Here is a 15,363-nt window from a genome sequence, read left to right as displayed (position 1 = left end):
GAAACCCCTCCTTTAGATATTTTTAGAATCCTAACATAATTTGCAGAGAAACTCAATTCTTATGTCACATCATTTTGTCTGCTTATCATCATTGTTATACCCTAAAAGCAGCGTTTCAGTCAGTATATGCGGCTGCTCAACAAAACGCGCGGGCGATTGCCTTTTTAATCAAAAAAAGAGCAGAAAATGTCTGCTCTACAAAAACTCTTTTATATCGTAAATGCGTCCGTTTTCCGTCCCTTTTTCTAATAAAGAAAGAAGCGTGCCGGCAATAAAGGCCGGACTGCGAAGGCTTCCTGTTTCATTTAACTTCCGGAATCGTTCAATGTCGTGGAAATCCTTTTTAGATGAAGAACGGATGACGGCTTGCATCTCAGTGTCCATCACACCTGGTGAGAAAGAAATCATGTTCACCGGCAGTTCTCCATCCTCTTGTTCAAATCCGAATGTCCTCGTAAACATGTCAAGCCCGGCTTTTGAGCTGCAATACGCGCTCCATCCTTTGTATGGATTTTTGGCGGCGCCTGACGTAATGTTGACAACCGTCTTTTTGCCGCTGTATAAAGCAAACCGTTTTGTAAACAGCTGACTCAAAAGCACGGGCGCTGTCAGGTTCAGCTGATAATGGCGCTGCAGCTCGTCACGAGACGCTTCGCCGGCGCGTTTGATCGGCGTTACCATTCCGGCGTTATTGATCAGCGTAATACCTGAATAACGATCTGGATTGATGGATGAAAGCAATGTTTCAAATTGCTGTTCAGCTTCTTCAAGATTGATGAGGTCTATTTGATGCTGCGTCAGTTTATCATGAGAGATATCAGCTTTTGTTCTGGATAAGGCATGGACTTCATGGCCCTTCTCTAAAGCCTGTAATGCAATGGCTTTTCCCAGTCCTTTTGACGCTCCGGTGATGATATAAAGTTCCATTGGAAACCTCCTCCTCCCGTTCCTATTGTACGGTACCGCTTTTGCACAACACAAGCACGCGGCCTACACCTTTTTGTTCTCCTGCGCTGTGACTTTTGGGATGAGGAACACAATCCCTGCAATTCCGAGCAGAATCAGCACGACATACAGAATCGGAAGCAGCAGTGAAGATGTTGCTTCTTCTTCCTTTGTTTCCGTGGATGACGTCTTTGTGATCGGTTTTTCAGCAAACGTAATCCCGAGCTGTTTCGACTGGGCCGCAATCGTGTTGGATTCTTCGGCATCTGTTGATGTAAACAAACCTTTAATCAGCTCGGCGTCCTTGTCCTCCGGCTTATCAAAGGTAATATCCTTCTGTTCCTCAGGCAGTTCTGTTTTCTCTTCATAGTAGGAATCTTCATGCAAATAATTCGTATCGATTTCGATGTCTTTTTTCTCATATTGGTTTGGCGCGACATCTGTATTTTCTTCAGTTTCGGCAGCGGCGGCAGAGGGTATGAAAAGGGAAAAGGAGAGCATACAAATCATGATCCCCTTTTCCATACTGCGATTACGCTTCATATGTTTCATCGCTTTCTGCTGTTTTTTCCGCCATCAGCCGGATCACAAGCGGCAGAGCCGCGGCAATCACCGTAATGACCAGCAGAACCGTTATTCCCATTGTAAACAAGTGCCCTGTGCCGTACTGGATGTCGATAAATACTTTCGAAACAGGATCTTCAAATGTAAAGTTCGGCATAATCAAATCAATAAGCGGTGCGACGTAGAATAGAATCATCGCCGCTGAAGCAACCCATCCAGAAATTGATCCGAATCTGAATGCCGCCCGGATGAAGGCAGAGCTTGCAACCAGCAATAGAATCGTAAATACAGACCACTTGATCGTCTGATCGTCCGGCAGCGAATAAATATTCAAACCGAACAAGCTGATCATGAGTCCGACAAGGATGTTCAGAATGCCGAATAACGCTCCTTTGACGAGAAGCGGCGCGTTTTGGTAATACGAGCTGAAATAGCCGATTAACAAACTGCTGATCAATACAATGACTAGAATGACAACCGGCGGCACCGTCTGCGTTTTTTCTTCCGGAACCTCTCCGCTGATTTTAAGCGGATTCGCCAAGTAATCATATACATAGCCGTTGTTTTGCCCGTCTACTAATGTATTTCCCAGTATGCCATATACGTCACTGCGGACAAGCTTTGTGGAGGCGACATTTTTCCCCCAGTTATTGTTTAATGTGTCAGCTTTCGCCTGAACATCATTCACGCTTTGCTGCATGTTGGTTGTGTAATCAATAATGCCTGACTGGCGATCAGACAATGACCCCATCATGTCTGACATTTGCAGCACTTCCTGGCCGACCGTATCTTGGACACTCAGTGCCATTGTGCCAGACAGCCCGTCGTTACTGAACGTCGCTGCTTCTTGCGTTGTGCCTGTTACCAGCTGTTCTGACGCTTTGGCGGCGCTGTCAGAGATTTTCGTCAGTTCGTCGAGAACACCTGCTTGAGAGTCACGGATAAAGCCGCTGTACTCGTCCGCAAATTTGGTCATGCCGTCGATGAAGCTGTTAATGTCTTCATCCGTTTGCATCATATTGTTTTTGAGGTCTTCCCAGCTGGCTGATTCTTCCGGTGTGAGAGCCAGGACTGATTTGACGTTGCCCTGCTGGTCGGCGAGAACAGTATTCTTTGCATCATAATCAATAGTACCGTACAATACAGAGTCATATATCGATAGATATTTATAATAATCCATTAAATCATCGATTTTCACTGTGTTAATGTCACCTTGAAATTGAAGCTGGTCTTTATTTTCCAGCTCGAGAATCATTTTATAAATGCCACTATCATACACCTGTAAATGCATATCTTTTAACTGATCTTCTAAATCATTTACTTTTTTCTTCAATTTCACTATTTCATCATCTAGGTTGTCTATTTTCTCTTGCAATTCTATTAATTTCTTTTCTAGCTCTTCGTTATGGGCAGTTTCTTTTTCTTTGAGCTCTTCTTCAATTTGCTTGATTCGCTCAGACGCTTTGCTGAGCTGTTCTTTTGCTTTTGCGATATCAGAAATCTCGTCGTTTCCGGTTTGTTCTTCGTCCTCAGGCTGCGTCGTCCCGCCGTCGCCTTCGGTATCGCCTGAATCTCCGGTTCCGTCTTCATTTGCCAGCTGGATCATTTGAAGGGCTGAGTCAGATGAAGCAGTCTGTTCGGCAGATGTGTCCGTTTCGGTTTGTCCGCTGTCTGACTCGCCGTTAGTGGCATCGCCGTTCTGATCCTGGCCGTCTGTACCCGGCTGCTGGTCTTGATCCTGAGTGTTGCCGTCCGTTTGTCCGTCCGTTCCGGTATCACTGCTGTTATTGTCTTCTCCAGAATTATCATTTTGATCATTTGGAATCGACCCGTCTCCATCATTATTTCCGGAATTTGTATCCGGCTCTGTCTTAGGCTCTTCTGGCGTCGTATCCTCTTTTTCAGATTCCTTAAGACTGTCTGAAATGTCTTGAATGTCAGCTGCAATGTTTTTCATTAATTCACGCTGATTTTCAAGATCAATTTTTAGTTCTTCAGGATCTACGTTCTCCGGCTCTTTATCATTGTTCTGGTTGTCATCGTTAGAGCCATTGCTAGGACCTTGACTGTCTGGAACAAGTAACAGTGCACGCTTATCTTTAAGCTTTTTATAAATTTTGTTTAACGTATTTAGCCTTGATTGGGCTTGGAATTGATCAATTAAATCACTCTGAATCCTCGCCATACCCATTTCTTGCAATGGCACTTGATCCTGCCTTGCCTTTTTAGCTTCATCCATCGCAAGACCAGCAATCCCAAGCTGTGTTTTCGCTTGGCTGATTCCTGTTGCCAGTCCGCTCATGCGTTCGCTGAACTGATTGGCTTTTTGCTGCGCTGAAATGGCATCCAGGCCTGTCTGGATTTGCTGGTGAGTAGAATCCTGGGCTGCCAAAAGCAGCTTTTTCTGATTTTCTTGATATTCTTTGTATCTTTCAACGGTATCAACGAAATCTTTCAGCGTGTTTTTGGCTTCTTCCGCTGTTGAAGCTTTTTCTTTTGTTGTGCCTTGCGCTTCATTCATTGATTTTTTCAGCTCATCGATTAAGTCTTTTTGCTGTTTGATTTCACCTGCTAAATCATTTGAGCTAGGTTTGTAAAAGTTGTACATGACATTTTGGAATTCAGATTCTTTATTGACGATATTGTCAAATTCTCCTCTGATGTTGTCCACTTTTTGTGAAACAAAATTCCAATATAAAGCCGACATTTTTTTATTCATTGTCTTTTGCGCATCTTCAAGCTCGCGCTGCACTTTTTCTTTGTTGACCGCATTCAGGTTATCTTGAATGCTGAATTCGAGTGTTGCTTTTTGAGGATGATCTTTGTCATAACTCAAAATGTTTTTTGAGAAATCTGAGGGAATGTAGACGATCGCATCGTATTTCTTTGATGCGAGACCTGTCTCGGCCGCGCTTCGGTTTAGGACCGTCCACGAATAATCAGGGCGTTCTCCCAGAACGGCAGCTACTTCTTTGCCGAACTGGGCGGAACTGTCCTCTTCATCAGACTTCACCTCTTCACTCAATACACCTGTGTCTTCGTTCACCACCGCGATTTGCCGCGTTGAATTGGCTACTTTTTTCGCCGGGTCTTCTCCGATAAAACGGAAAAACAAAACCGGCAGCAGCAAAACGATGATGACGGCGGATATTAACTTGATCAAGCTTTTTCGTTGTTCTGTCATCTAGCACTCTCCCTTTCAGCAGAACATAAAGGAATTTGAACTTTTTGCTCCTTCCCGTTTTCCACAACATATCCGAAGCCCGGCTGAATCTCAGGCTCCTGTCTTTGGTACGGGAGAGGAATGACATTTTGTTCAGATTTTTTCATCAGCAGAATGGCGTGGCGGATTTGCTTCATCTCTGTCGTCAAGGAGTCATAGCCTTTTGAGAATTCACTGTGATTTCCGCCCGGGATAAAGCTGAAGCCAAGATGCGCGTATGATTTCATGAAGTTTGCCAGACGGTCTTGTATTCTCGTATCAATCGTCTGTTGGAATCTCGTAATTCCGTCAATCATCAGCACCACTTGTGAGAATTGCAGATTTTGCGCGTCTCCCTGACGGACGGCTTCTACATACATGGCTTCTCTTGTTTTGAAAATGCCTTCTGCTGTTTCGCTCCACTGTTCAATATCTTCTTTCGTTTCCAAGTATGAGACATCCGATTCCTTCGCATAATGGGATAAGCCGCGGTCAATCGAGTCAAACAGGCCGATCATTTCGGTTTCATCATCAATCAGATGTTCAAGCATAACTTTTAAGACGTTTGTTTTCCCGCGCTGGGTCTGGCCTAAAATCATGCAGTGTTTATGCTTGCCCAAATCAAAATAGACTGGGCTGACTGTTTCTTCATGAAGCCCGATCGGTACAGATAACGGCTTGCGTTCCAGCTTGAAGCGGAGAGAAAATTCTTTCGTCGACAGGCTCTCAGGCAGCATCGGAATTGGTGCCGGCTGCTCCAGTGAAGCAAAACGGTCCTGAAGATTCTGAACGTCTGCTTTCAGCCCGTTGAACATGCCGATATCATCGTCCGCTTCAACAGGGAGGAACATTTGTGCGAAATAAAGCTCTTCCTTTTGGATGATGACGCGTCCCGGAATCGGTTCAAGATTGAACTTCGGCCGTCCATAAATCGAATATCCCTCAGATTGATCCATGAGATAATGGACAACCTTGGTTTTCAGGTTATTTAACAATGACTGGCGGACAGCATTAACCCGCGTTGCTGTCATCATGAAGTAAATGCCTAAGCTCTGTCCGTCTCTGGAAAGCTGGACAAACTCCGCTTCAAGCTCATGCATTTCATCCTTGACGATGTCAAAGTTATCAATGGTGATGAAAATGAACGGAAGCTCTTCTTCGCTCAGCGCATTGTACATTTTAATGTGGCTGATTTCTTTTTCCCTGAACAGACGTTTACGGCGGTCAATTTCTTCCTTGATTCGAATCATGAACTTTTCAATTTTTCGTGATTGGTCCATCAGGAAGTAATCCGCGGTATGCGGCAGCTTCGCTAATGGCAGAAGCGTTCCGTTTCCGAAATCAAAGATATAGACATGAAGCTCTTCAGGTGTGTATACGTCCGCAAAGCTCATCAGGAACGTTGCGGCTGCAATCGATTTTCCGTAGCCGGAAGAGCCAAATATGCCGATATTTCCGTCTTCCATCATCTTATAAGCAATTGGCGCCTGTCTTTGCAGATCAGGTTCATCAACATACGCAAAGTGGAAATGATCTTTTTCGTCTGAAGGGAAAAGAGTGCGCGGGATACGTTCCGCGAGCGGCGGCAGCCATGGACTTGACAGCTTCTCGATTCCCATTTCATCTTGGATGCGTTCAATTTCATCAACTATAGCTTCGATTTCTGTTTGAACGTCTTTTTTCGCGATATCTTCGGTATCCACTTCAGAAAGCGGGATCAGACCCGTATCCGTGACGATCGCGATTTCGTCCTCTGTGCCGTAGACTTCCTCTAAGTAAGGCGCGCCGCTCCAAGCGGATTGGAACAGCTCATACACTTCATTGTTGCCGACCTGCAAATACCCGCGTCCTGTAACGGTAATGTTTGCGGCATCGCTGTTTTTCAAAATTTCTTTACTGTCGGTGGCATCCTGAACCTTCAGCGCTACTTTAAAACGCGAGTTACTCCAGATCTGGTCATCAATGATGCCGCCCGGCTTCTGTGTCGCCAAAATCAAATGAACGCCGAGACTTCGCCCGATACGCGCGGCACTGACAAGCTCCCTGATAAAATCAGGCTCCTCGCTTTTCAGCTCGGCGAACTCATCAGAAATTAAGAACAAGTGAGGCATTGCCACTTCTGCTTTCCCCTGCTTGTACAGCTTTGTATAGTCATTGATGTGATTGACTTGATACTGATCAAACAGGCGCTGTCTTTTTTTCAGCTCGCTTTTAATCGAAGCAAGCGCACGCATACTGAAGTTTTTGCTTCCTTCAATATTCGTGATGGTGCCGAGCAAATGAGGAATGTTGCGAAACGGCTGCGCCATTCCTCCGCCCTTATAGTCAATTAATAAAAAAGCCGCTTCATGCGGGTGAAAATGCACCGCAAGTGACAAAATGTAGGTCTGGAGAAATTCACTTTTTCCTGACCCCGTTGTCCCCGCAAGCAGCCCGTGCGGACCGTGGGCTTTTTCGTGAAGGTTCAGATACACAATGTCATCTTTCCCCTTATAGCCGATCGGCACTGACAGCGACTTCGCCGATTCACTCGTCTGCCATTTTTGCTGAATGCCGACTTCCTTTACTTCCTTCGCATGGAAAAGCTCCAGGAACGATACCGTTTCCGGAATGGAATTCGTAATGCCGACCTGGTGATTCAGCGTCCGCAGCGTGCGTGAGAACCGTTCGTTGTCCCCGCGCTGATGATGATCGAGGCGGAACGGAATCCTTACCGCTTTTTTCTTTTGTATTAAAATGTCCCCTTCATGCTCATTGATGTAGCGGACAAGAGTCGTAATATTTTCCGACAAGCTTTCCTTTGTTTCCGCGGCAACAATTGTAGAGATGCCCAGATGTTCATGCTGTCCTTCTAAATATTCGAGAATGACGTGCTCTGAGATCAGCTGCTGATTCGTGATGACAAATACAAAATGCGGTTTGAACTGCAATTTTTCTTTGTCATCTTCGAGATCGCGCTCTCTGATCAATTCATAAAGTGAAGACAGGAGCTGATCTCGGGTTTGCTCATTATAAATAAATCCTTTCGCATAAATATGGGGCATTTGAAATTGCGGCAGCCACTTCATCCACTCCCAGTCTTTATACTCTTCTTCATGAAAAATAAATACGAAACGCAAATCGTGATAGCTGTTGAAGAACGACAATTGTCCGATCAGCTGGTGAATCTCATTTTTCACAATTTGTGCTTTACCGACAAGCCCCATCGGACCTTCCGCCAAATCGACCGTAACCGGCGCATTGCGAATATCCTTATAGATACGCTGCATGTGCTGCGATTTCTCCATGAGGTCATCGATATCACGATTGGCCAAGTCTCCGCCGCTCATATTGATTTCATAGCTTGAAGGGACTGTTCCCGTCCCAATCCGCAGCTGGAGATAATCCTTGCTTTCAAGTGATTTTTCCCAGATCCGGTCACTGATTTCACTTGTTAAGTATTTCATTTGTTCAAACGAAGGGAAATGAAACTCAAGAACCTGCTTTTGCTTTTCAGAAAGCGCCTGAAGTTCTTTCCGCTTGTTGTCTAAGTAAAGCTTATACACACGTTCCCGTTTTTCCTCGCGTTTTTTCCGTTGGTTTTTATCGCGGAAATATTGCACCGTCGAGGTAATGAGGGTCATCATAAACATCGCCAGAGAAACGAGGATGAATATGCCGCGCGGCTGGATGATGGCGACAACGCCCATCACGATCAGCATCACAAGCGGCGGCAGGATGACAAGCCACAGACCTCTGTTGGTTTGATCGCTCTCTTGAGAGGGAAAACTGAAGGACACGCGGTCATCCGGCAGGTCGTACACCATTCGCGGCGTTCTTCTGTACTGCGGATATTTTTTCTGCATCTCTGTGCTCGGTTTGACCGTTTCTGTTAATGCTGTTTCAAACGGTGCAAAATGAACAACTTCTAAAAGGTCTTGTTCCGTCACTCTCATTTGCGTAAAGTTCCAGAAGATTTCATCTCCCGGCTGGAGCGGTGTATTGGCGTTAATCTTCTCTCCGTTCAAGAAGACCGTCCCGCTATCAGGTTGAACCGACCAGCTTTGACCGACACGAAGCAACGAAAACGTGCTTTGTTCTGCAAAAGCAAAATCTTGCGGATTCAGATAAATATCTGCATTCGGGTTTTCTAAAGAACATATGATTTCATCCCGATTCCCCGTAAAATAAACGGTTTTCTCCGGCTCATTGCCCGTCAAGATCAAGCGTATATCCTGCTGATCCGTTTGAAGAGAAAATGATGTATCCGGCTCAATCACGCCGAGACCATCATTTCCCAGAAAAACTTCGTATTGGCCTTCAGATTCCTTTCTTTGAAGAGAAATCACTCCGCTTTCAAACGGAATGGTGCCGATCGTAATGGAATCCTTCACATCAGGCCCAATGGTCGCCGGATGGGACGACGGGAGGTCAGACAGTTTCAGTTTTTGAACGTTATTTTGGTAAAAAACCCATAATAGACTCAAATGGCGAACCCCCTAACGGCCAAACGGCAGCATCCGATGACCCGCGCTTCATGTCTCACGTTATTTGTCATCTTTTTTCTCATCTTTCTTTTCTGTTTCTTTTTCTTTCTTCGCTTGTTCTTCTTTTGTCGCTTTTTCTTCTGCCGCTTTTTCTTCAGCTTGTTGTTTTTCTTTGTCTGTTTGTGTTTGTTGTTCGGTTGTACCAGTTGTTGAAGACTCAGTGTTCGATTCTTTTTTCTGTTCAGCGTTAGCTTTATTCACTTTATCAAGTTCGCTGTCTACAGAATCAAGTTCTTTTTGAGTTGCTTCATCATTACTATCCTCAGCTAAGAGCTGCTGTTTATATTTATAAAGGCCAAGCCAAATGTATGGGTTATACTCGAGCTTATGTCCAATACTGATCGCTTCTTTATAATCCCCTCTGCCAATATCAATCCAATAAAGGAAATGCTGCGGTTCAGATTGCAATGTCACCAGCTTCTCAATATTATCTCGTTGATAATCTAAAAGCTGTTTTTCAATTTCTACATAGGAATAAGCAAGCTGATACTGCACCGATTCCGGCAGGCTTTCCGCATCGTACTTCGACAGCGTGCTGATCACCTCACTGTACTGCTTGTTTAAGAAAGCACGGTTGCTGTCCACTATCGCCTGGTGCTTTGGCTGCGCGAAAAATAAGGCGTACATCGAATAAATAAGAGCCGGTACCAGCAAAACAATGAGTCCCAGGCCGATGTATCGCTGGATGTTCCACTTCTTTCTCGGGATATGTATGTATGTTTTCGCTTTGGCTTCGAGCTCATCGATATGGGTTTGAATCAGCTCGAGCAGGTCATCATAGGACGCCGCATCCAATATCGCCTTAGCCTCTGCGGAGAACGTCAGCGTTTCATTGAATTTCAGGTATTCTTCAAATGCAAAAGCGCCGTCAACTGCCAAAGCCGCTGCCGCTTTCAGCTCCCGCCACACTCTTTCCTCATCATGCTCGTAAGGAGGAATGCTTTCTTTTACTCCATAATGGAGAAAATAAGGCGTCAGCCCTTTATCGAATACAATGTTTTCAGGAGCGACAATCACATTCAGCCTCGACAGATTGTGCTGCTGTATAGCTTGGACAAGCTGATAGGCAAACTGCCATTTGCTTTTTTTATCTTTAGCTTTCATGAAGCGGAATGCTTTATAGGAGGGAGGAGGTTGGATTGTGATGATTACTTCATCATCCGTCACAGCGATCTCTTTATGAAAAAATGGATTTACATCTTTGATCACATTGGCTTCGAGACCGTCCAGAAGCTTTATTGTTTCCCGCTGAAAGGTAAATGTATAGCCGGCATCTGTTTTCTCGGCAACAGCTTCTAATTGGTTTTCTAAATATGATTTTTGTTTACCTGACATTCAACCAGATCCTTTCATAATATTTCAAGCCGGTCTCCGTTTGTAATGCCGCAATCAGACAGCTTGCATTCTCCGGAAAACACCGTATCCTTATTAACCACTCTGATCCAGTGCCCTTCGCGCGGAGGTATAGCTACGCTTTGAGCCTGCCAAGCAATATCAATTACTTTTTTCACCGGGTGGTAATCTGACAATCTGAGATCAAAGACACTGCCGTTATAATGTTTCAAATCTATTGTAATATCAATATACATTTTAGGATCACCCTTACATAGAAAGAGCGCCGTCTTCTGGTGAATCAGGCGCTCCTTCCCTTTCATACTGTTATCCGCGGATTTGATTTGCGATGTCTTGGTCAGTAGACTCAAGTGTATTTGCTGTTTGATCAAGCTGCTGATTCACATCTTGAAGCAAATCTGACATTTTGATAAATGAAGGTTTGAGCTGCTCGTATTGATCTGCGAACGCTTCGCTTGAAGCACCTTCCCACATGCTTTTCAAATCAGAGATCATACGGTTTAAACGATCAACCTGATTTAATACTTCTTGGCTTTCGACGCCGTATTGCTTCGCCATCGCTCTTAGCTCTTCGGGTGTGACACGAATTAATCCTGCCATATTCCTCATTACCTCCTGTGCCATCAGCCTAAATATGGGCTAATTCACTTATTTTTAGAACGTCATTATTATAAAAACAGTTTTTCGGCACAGTCAAACAAATATGTTTTAATTTTACAAAATGAGTCCAATGGTTTATCCCGGATCACTTAAAAATGACATATATTGTTAAACAAGTAGGTTCATTTTCTTAATCTTCTCTTCATTCTTCGAATAATCCAAAAGACCCAAATGATTCTCCAACTCCCAAAAAAAACCTTTCAGAAAATTTGATGCTACAGCACCATTTCTGAAAGGTTGAGTTTTTTCTTTCCTTAATCCTCGCCTCCGATGACCTTCTTAAAAGAATAAACTTTCAATCATATAAGGCGCAAAACTGCAGGCGATTACTCTGCCAATCATATATAAGACGTTTCTCTAGTATGCCTTTTACTTTATTGTTTGGCTTCCGCTCTTTGTTGTTGATTTTCACAAACAACAACAATCATAATAAAAGGTAGATAATGAGATGTCAAAGAGAAATCAAGCATGAAAAGTAGGGAGATTTGTGACCATGCCGAATGATCCGTTTAAATACAGTTTTGACAGACTTGAAGATGTGGCTGATCATATCAGCGACGTGCTGCGGTGCCCGATCACCATAGAGGATGTTAACCACAAGCTTCTTGCCTACAGCACACACAGCGACTGCACAGACCCTGCCCGGACGTCTACTATCATTGGCAGAAGAGTACCTGAGAAGGTCATTAATAAGTTGTGGAAAGACGGGACGATTCCAGCTCTCTTAAAAACGGACCAGCCGATCAGAGTAAAGCAAATAGATGATGTCGGGCTAAGCAATCGTGTTGCCATTTCGATTTGGAAAAACAGCCAAGTGCTTGGCTTCATATGGGCGCTTGAGATCCAAAAAACATTGTCTGACGATGATCTGATGACGTTGCAAATGGCGGCAAAAGCAGTGAGAAACAAGCTTCTCAAGCTCCAAATCAGAAAAACGAAAAATGAAGAACGAAGCCAAGAGTTTTTCTGGAAAATGCTGACCGGACACATTCATCAGGAACATGACATGGCGGATGGATTTCACAAGCTTGGAATGGTTGCCCCTTCTGAGTTTTCCGTGATGATCATCCGGATAAACAGCGAACTGACGGAAAAAATCGAACAGCAGCTGCAATATTTGCAGGAAACGACCCAGCAGGTTCACGTGCTGCTGACGACCGTAGATTCCAATGAACTCATTATTTTAACCGCTCCCAAAACAGAACACCCTTTTCAAGATTTAAAACAGTTTGCTTTGAGTACACAAAAACAGCTGAAGGAACGTTATAAAATAGAAGGCGCTTCTATCGCTATTGGCGGAATATACAACTCTATTTCATTTGTCTCCCGCTCGTATCTGGAAGCATTGTCCGTTCTAAAAGCGAAGGAACGGTTCGCAGAAGAGACCCAACATTTTTTCAGCTTTTCTGAGCTAGGCATTTATCAATACTTGGATGTCTTAGATGAGAAACGGAAGCAGACGGGATATTTTAATTATTCGCTATCCAAACTGGAACAGTATGACCGGAATCACCAGTCAAATATGGTAGAAACGCTAGAACGTTTTATTGAAGCTGACAGCAACGTGAATACCGCTGCCAAGGTGTTAAATATACATGTTAATACATTGAATTACCGCCTCAAGCGTATCAGCCAGATCGCTGAAATCGATTTGAAAAATGTAAATCAAAAATTCACCATCTATTTAGATATTAAGCTTCGGCACATGGATTTGTGAAATTTCACAAATCCATGTTTTTTTATTTTCTTATTCAAACAAAGAATTTTCTAAAGAATCATTCTACACTAAAAACATCACGTATACAGGAGGAGACAGATATGATCATAGGGGTTCCTAAAGAGATAAAAAACAATGAAAACCGTGTCGCACTAACACCTGGAGGCGTTTCCCAGCTTATTTCAAACGGCCACCGGGTGCTGGTTGAAACAGGCGCGGGCCTTGGAAGCGGATTTGAAAATGAAGGCTATGAATCAGCAGGAGCGGAAATCATTGCCGAGCCGAAACAGGTGTGGGACGCCGAAATGGTCATGAAGGTAAAAGAACCGCTGCCGGAAGAATATGTCTACTTCCGCAAAGGACTTGTACTGTTTACGTACCTTCATTTAGCCGCCGAGCCTAAGCTTGCGCAAGCCTTGAAAGATAAAGGCGTTACGGCGATCGCATATGAAACAGTTAGTGACGGCCGGACATTGCCGCTTCTGACGCCAATGTCAGAGGTCGCAGGCAGAATGGCAGCGCAAATCGGAGCTCAATTCTTAGAGAAACCTAAGGGCGGAAAAGGCATTTTGCTTGCAGGAGTGCCAGGCGTTTCCCGCGGAAAAGTAACGATTATCGGAGGAGGCGCTGTCGGCACAAACGCGGCGAAAATGGCTGTCGGCCTTGGTGCAGACGTGACCATCATCGACTTAAACGCAGACCGCCTGCGCCAGCTTGATGACATTTTCGGCCATCAGATGAAAACGTTAATGTCTAACCCGGTCAATATTGCAGATGCTGTGGCAGAAGCGGATCTTCTCATTTGCGCGGTCTTAATTCCGGGGGCTAAAGCTCCGACTCTTGTCACCGAGGAAATGGTAAAACAAATGAAACCTGGTTCAGTGATTGTCGATGTTGCGATCGACCAAGGCGGCATCGTCGAAACTGTCGACCATATTACCACGCATGATCAGCCGACATATGAAAAACACGGCGTTGTCCACTACGCTGTGGCGAACATGCCGGGCGCTGTCCCTCGCACATCAACAATCGCGCTGACGAACGTTACTGTTCCATACGCGCTGCAAATCGCGAACAAAGGAGCAGCAAAAGCGCTCGCAGACAATGCGGCACTGAGAGCTGGTTTAAACACAGCAAACGGACACGTGACCTACGAGGCTGTGGCAAAGGATTTAGGATACGAGTATGTGCCTGCCGAGAAAGCTTTACAGGATGAGTCATCTGTAGCGGGTGCTTAATTCACATTAAGCTTGCAGAAAGATTTTCTGCAGGCTTTTTTTATTTTTAAAAGGAAAAGAGGAACCATTTCACGAACTAAAACGATGAACTTGATCATAAAGGAGGATTCATATGGCTGTTCAACAATATGGCGTTTTAAAAGGCATTGTCTTAGACATGAAGCGGGAAACAGATGATGACAGTCCCCATTTCCAAGTCAAAGTGCTCGGTGAAGAGAATACGTATTACAGGTGCGCCATCAATGTGATGTCCAGCTCTGAGGAATCTGAAGTATTGTATATGGCTGACGATCAGTTTGATTCAAGCTCGATCACCATCCTTCCGAACATGCCGTATGGATATACAAAGATCAATGAGGCAAACCGTGAAGTGGCGCTCGATTATGTGCGGGGCAATTTGTTTGATCCGCGGGGAATGAAACCTTTGCCTCATGAAATCACAGGGCCTGATAATGATTTAAATGATTTTATTGAAACGTATATGAAAAAAGCGCAAGAAGAGAAAGCGCCGGTTTATATATTCGGTTCAAAATTTGGGCCGGAGCAGGCTGCGGATAAAATATTCGGCTTTACTCCGACCAACGGCATGCACAATATCCATATGAATCAAGGGAATGCAATGGATAGCCGCTGGAAAAAAGACAACGGCGCTTGGCATGACGGAGGCATTCTGATACAATTTGCCGATCAATGGGCCGCTGTGTTTTTAGCATTTTTATCCCAATCTTGGTGTACGGATGAAAACGGAAACCCGGTCAAAGATTGTGATCATACCGAAACGTCTGCGTAAGATAGAAAAAGAGACTGCAGCGACAGTCTCTTTCAGATTGCAGACAAAGTCCTAAAACGGTTTTTGTTTTAGGATTTTGTCATCTTTTCAGCGTGATTGAAAACCCTTGAAGTCTAGAAGCAAAAGAGACTGCGGCAAGCAGTCTCTTTTTTATACTATTACACATTTCCAACAGGCTTTAAGCTGTTTGGCCTCATATCACTCCAATGCGATTGGATATAGTCCAGACAAGCTTCACGCCCTTTTTGCTCATGAACGACTGTCCAGCCGCTCGGCACATCTATAAATCCGGGCCATAGGGAATATTGGCCCTCTTCATTGATCAGCACCAAATATGTGCCATCCGGATTTTCAAAAGGATTTGCCAT

11 protein-coding genes are annotated in these 15,363 nt (G+C 44.5%); 3 read left to right on the top strand and 8 right to left on the bottom strand.

Annotated features, from left to right (window positions below; all coding sequences use genetic code 11):
• Positions 1-195: 195 nt before the first annotated feature.
• The 7 genes from V6D44_RS10045 to V6D44_RS10015 all read right to left on the bottom strand — a co-directional run bounded on the left by V6D44_RS10045 (position 196) and on the right by V6D44_RS10015 (position 11,190).
• Positions 196-927, bottom strand: a complete 732-nt coding sequence (locus tag V6D44_RS10045; RefSeq protein ID WP_087993287.1) for a (S)-benzoin forming benzil reductase — start codon at positions 925-927, stop codon at positions 196-198.
• Between the two features lie 63 nt (positions 928-990).
• On the bottom strand, positions 991-1,446 hold the full coding sequence (essA, locus tag V6D44_RS10040; RefSeq protein ID WP_087993288.1) for a type VII secretion protein EssA: 456 nt from the start codon (positions 1,444-1,446) through the stop codon (positions 991-993).
• Positions 1,447-1,477: 31 nt separating this feature from the next.
• Positions 1,478-4,693, bottom strand: coding sequence for a type VII secretion protein EsaA (gene esaA / locus V6D44_RS10035; protein ID WP_333516459.1), 3,216 nt, complete (start codon positions 4,691-4,693; stop codon positions 1,478-1,480).
• On the bottom strand, positions 4,690-9,177 hold the full coding sequence (gene essC / locus V6D44_RS10030) for a type VII secretion protein EssC (RefSeq protein WP_333516458.1): 4,488 nt from the start codon (positions 9,175-9,177) through the stop codon (positions 4,690-4,692). Before essC ends, esaA begins: the two co-directional genes overlap by 4 nt.
• A 60-nt stretch (positions 9,178-9,237) precedes the next feature.
• The gene (gene essB, locus V6D44_RS10025) at positions 9,238-10,572 is read right to left on the bottom strand and encodes a type VII secretion protein EssB (protein WP_087993290.1); all 1,335 of its coding nucleotides are present in this window, start codon (positions 10,570-10,572) and stop codon (positions 9,238-9,240) included.
• A gap of 14 nt (positions 10,573-10,586) precedes the next feature.
• Complete coding sequence (yukD, locus tag V6D44_RS10020; protein WP_010329928.1) at positions 10,587-10,826, bottom strand: ESX secretion system protein YukD; 240 nt, start codon at positions 10,824-10,826, stop codon at positions 10,587-10,589.
• A gap of 70 nt (positions 10,827-10,896) precedes the next feature.
• Positions 10,897-11,190 carry a WXG100 family type VII secretion target gene (locus tag V6D44_RS10015; RefSeq protein WP_003220661.1) on the bottom strand — a complete coding sequence of 98 codons (294 nt, stop codon included), beginning with the start codon at positions 11,188-11,190 and terminating at the stop codon, positions 10,897-10,899.
• 553 nt (positions 11,191-11,743) lie between these two features.
• On the opposite strand from V6D44_RS10015, the gene V6D44_RS10010 reads away from it, so the two are divergent.
• The 3 genes from V6D44_RS10010 (at position 11,744) to V6D44_RS10000 (ending at position 14,995) form a co-directional block, all read left to right on the top strand.
• Positions 11,744-12,967, top strand: coding sequence for a helix-turn-helix domain-containing protein (locus V6D44_RS10010; protein ID WP_202328133.1), 1,224 nt, complete (start codon positions 11,744-11,746; stop codon positions 12,965-12,967).
• 101 nt (positions 12,968-13,068) lie between these two features.
• Positions 13,069-14,205, top strand: coding sequence for an alanine dehydrogenase (gene ald / locus V6D44_RS10005; RefSeq protein ID WP_333516457.1), 1,137 nt, complete (start codon positions 13,069-13,071; stop codon positions 14,203-14,205).
• A gap of 112 nt (positions 14,206-14,317) precedes the next feature.
• Entirely contained in the window at positions 14,318-14,995 is a 678-nt protein-coding gene (locus tag V6D44_RS10000; protein ID WP_202328131.1) for a YukJ family protein, read from the top strand.
• Between the two features lie 158 nt (positions 14,996-15,153).
• Here the strand turns inward: V6D44_RS10000 and V6D44_RS09995 are convergent, their stop codons facing one another.
• Positions 15,154-15,363 (bottom strand): MbtH family protein, encoded by a 210-nt coding sequence (locus V6D44_RS09995; RefSeq protein WP_202328130.1) that lies wholly within the window; start codon positions 15,361-15,363, stop codon positions 15,154-15,156.

It is taken from the genome of Bacillus sp. 0209A, from assembly GCF_036765095.1.
Taxonomy (GTDB): Bacteria; Bacillota; Bacilli; order Bacillales; family Bacillaceae; genus Bacillus; species Bacillus subtilis_G.
Note: the sequence above shows the minus strand (reverse complement) of the source record. Positions and strands in the feature narration are given on the sequence as shown.

Excerpts from the sequence above, each read along its gene's own strand:
- V6D44_RS10045 (WP_087993287.1), bottom strand. The coding sequence starts at position 927 with ATGGAACTTTATATCATCACCGGAGCGTCAAAAGGACTGGGAAAAGCC.
- essA (WP_087993288.1), bottom strand. The coding sequence starts at position 1,446 with ATGCTCTCCTTTTCCCTTTTCATACCCTCTGCCGCCGCTGCCGAAACT.
- esaA (WP_333516459.1), bottom strand. The coding sequence starts at position 4,693 with ATGACAGAACAACGAAAAAGCTTGATCAAGTTAATATCCGCCGTCATC.
- essB (WP_087993290.1), bottom strand. The coding sequence starts at position 10,572 with ATGTCAGGTAAACAAAAATCATATTTAGAAAACCAATTAGAAGCTGTT.
- yukD (WP_010329928.1), bottom strand. The coding sequence starts at position 10,826 with ATGTATATTGATATTACAATAGATTTGAAACATTATAACGGCAGTGTC.
- V6D44_RS10015 (WP_003220661.1), bottom strand. The coding sequence starts at position 11,190 with ATGGCAGGATTAATTCGTGTCACACCCGAAGAGCTAAGAGCGATGGCG.
- V6D44_RS10010 (WP_202328133.1), top strand. The coding sequence starts at position 11,744 with ATGCCGAATGATCCGTTTAAATACAGTTTTGACAGACTTGAAGATGTG.
- ald (WP_333516457.1), top strand. The coding sequence starts at position 13,069 with ATGATCATAGGGGTTCCTAAAGAGATAAAAAACAATGAAAACCGTGTC.
- V6D44_RS10000 (WP_202328131.1), top strand. The coding sequence starts at position 14,318 with ATGGCTGTTCAACAATATGGCGTTTTAAAAGGCATTGTCTTAGACATG.
- V6D44_RS09995 (WP_202328130.1), bottom strand. The coding sequence starts at position 15,363 with ATGGCAAATCCTTTTGAAAATCCGGATGGCACATATTTGGTGCTGATC.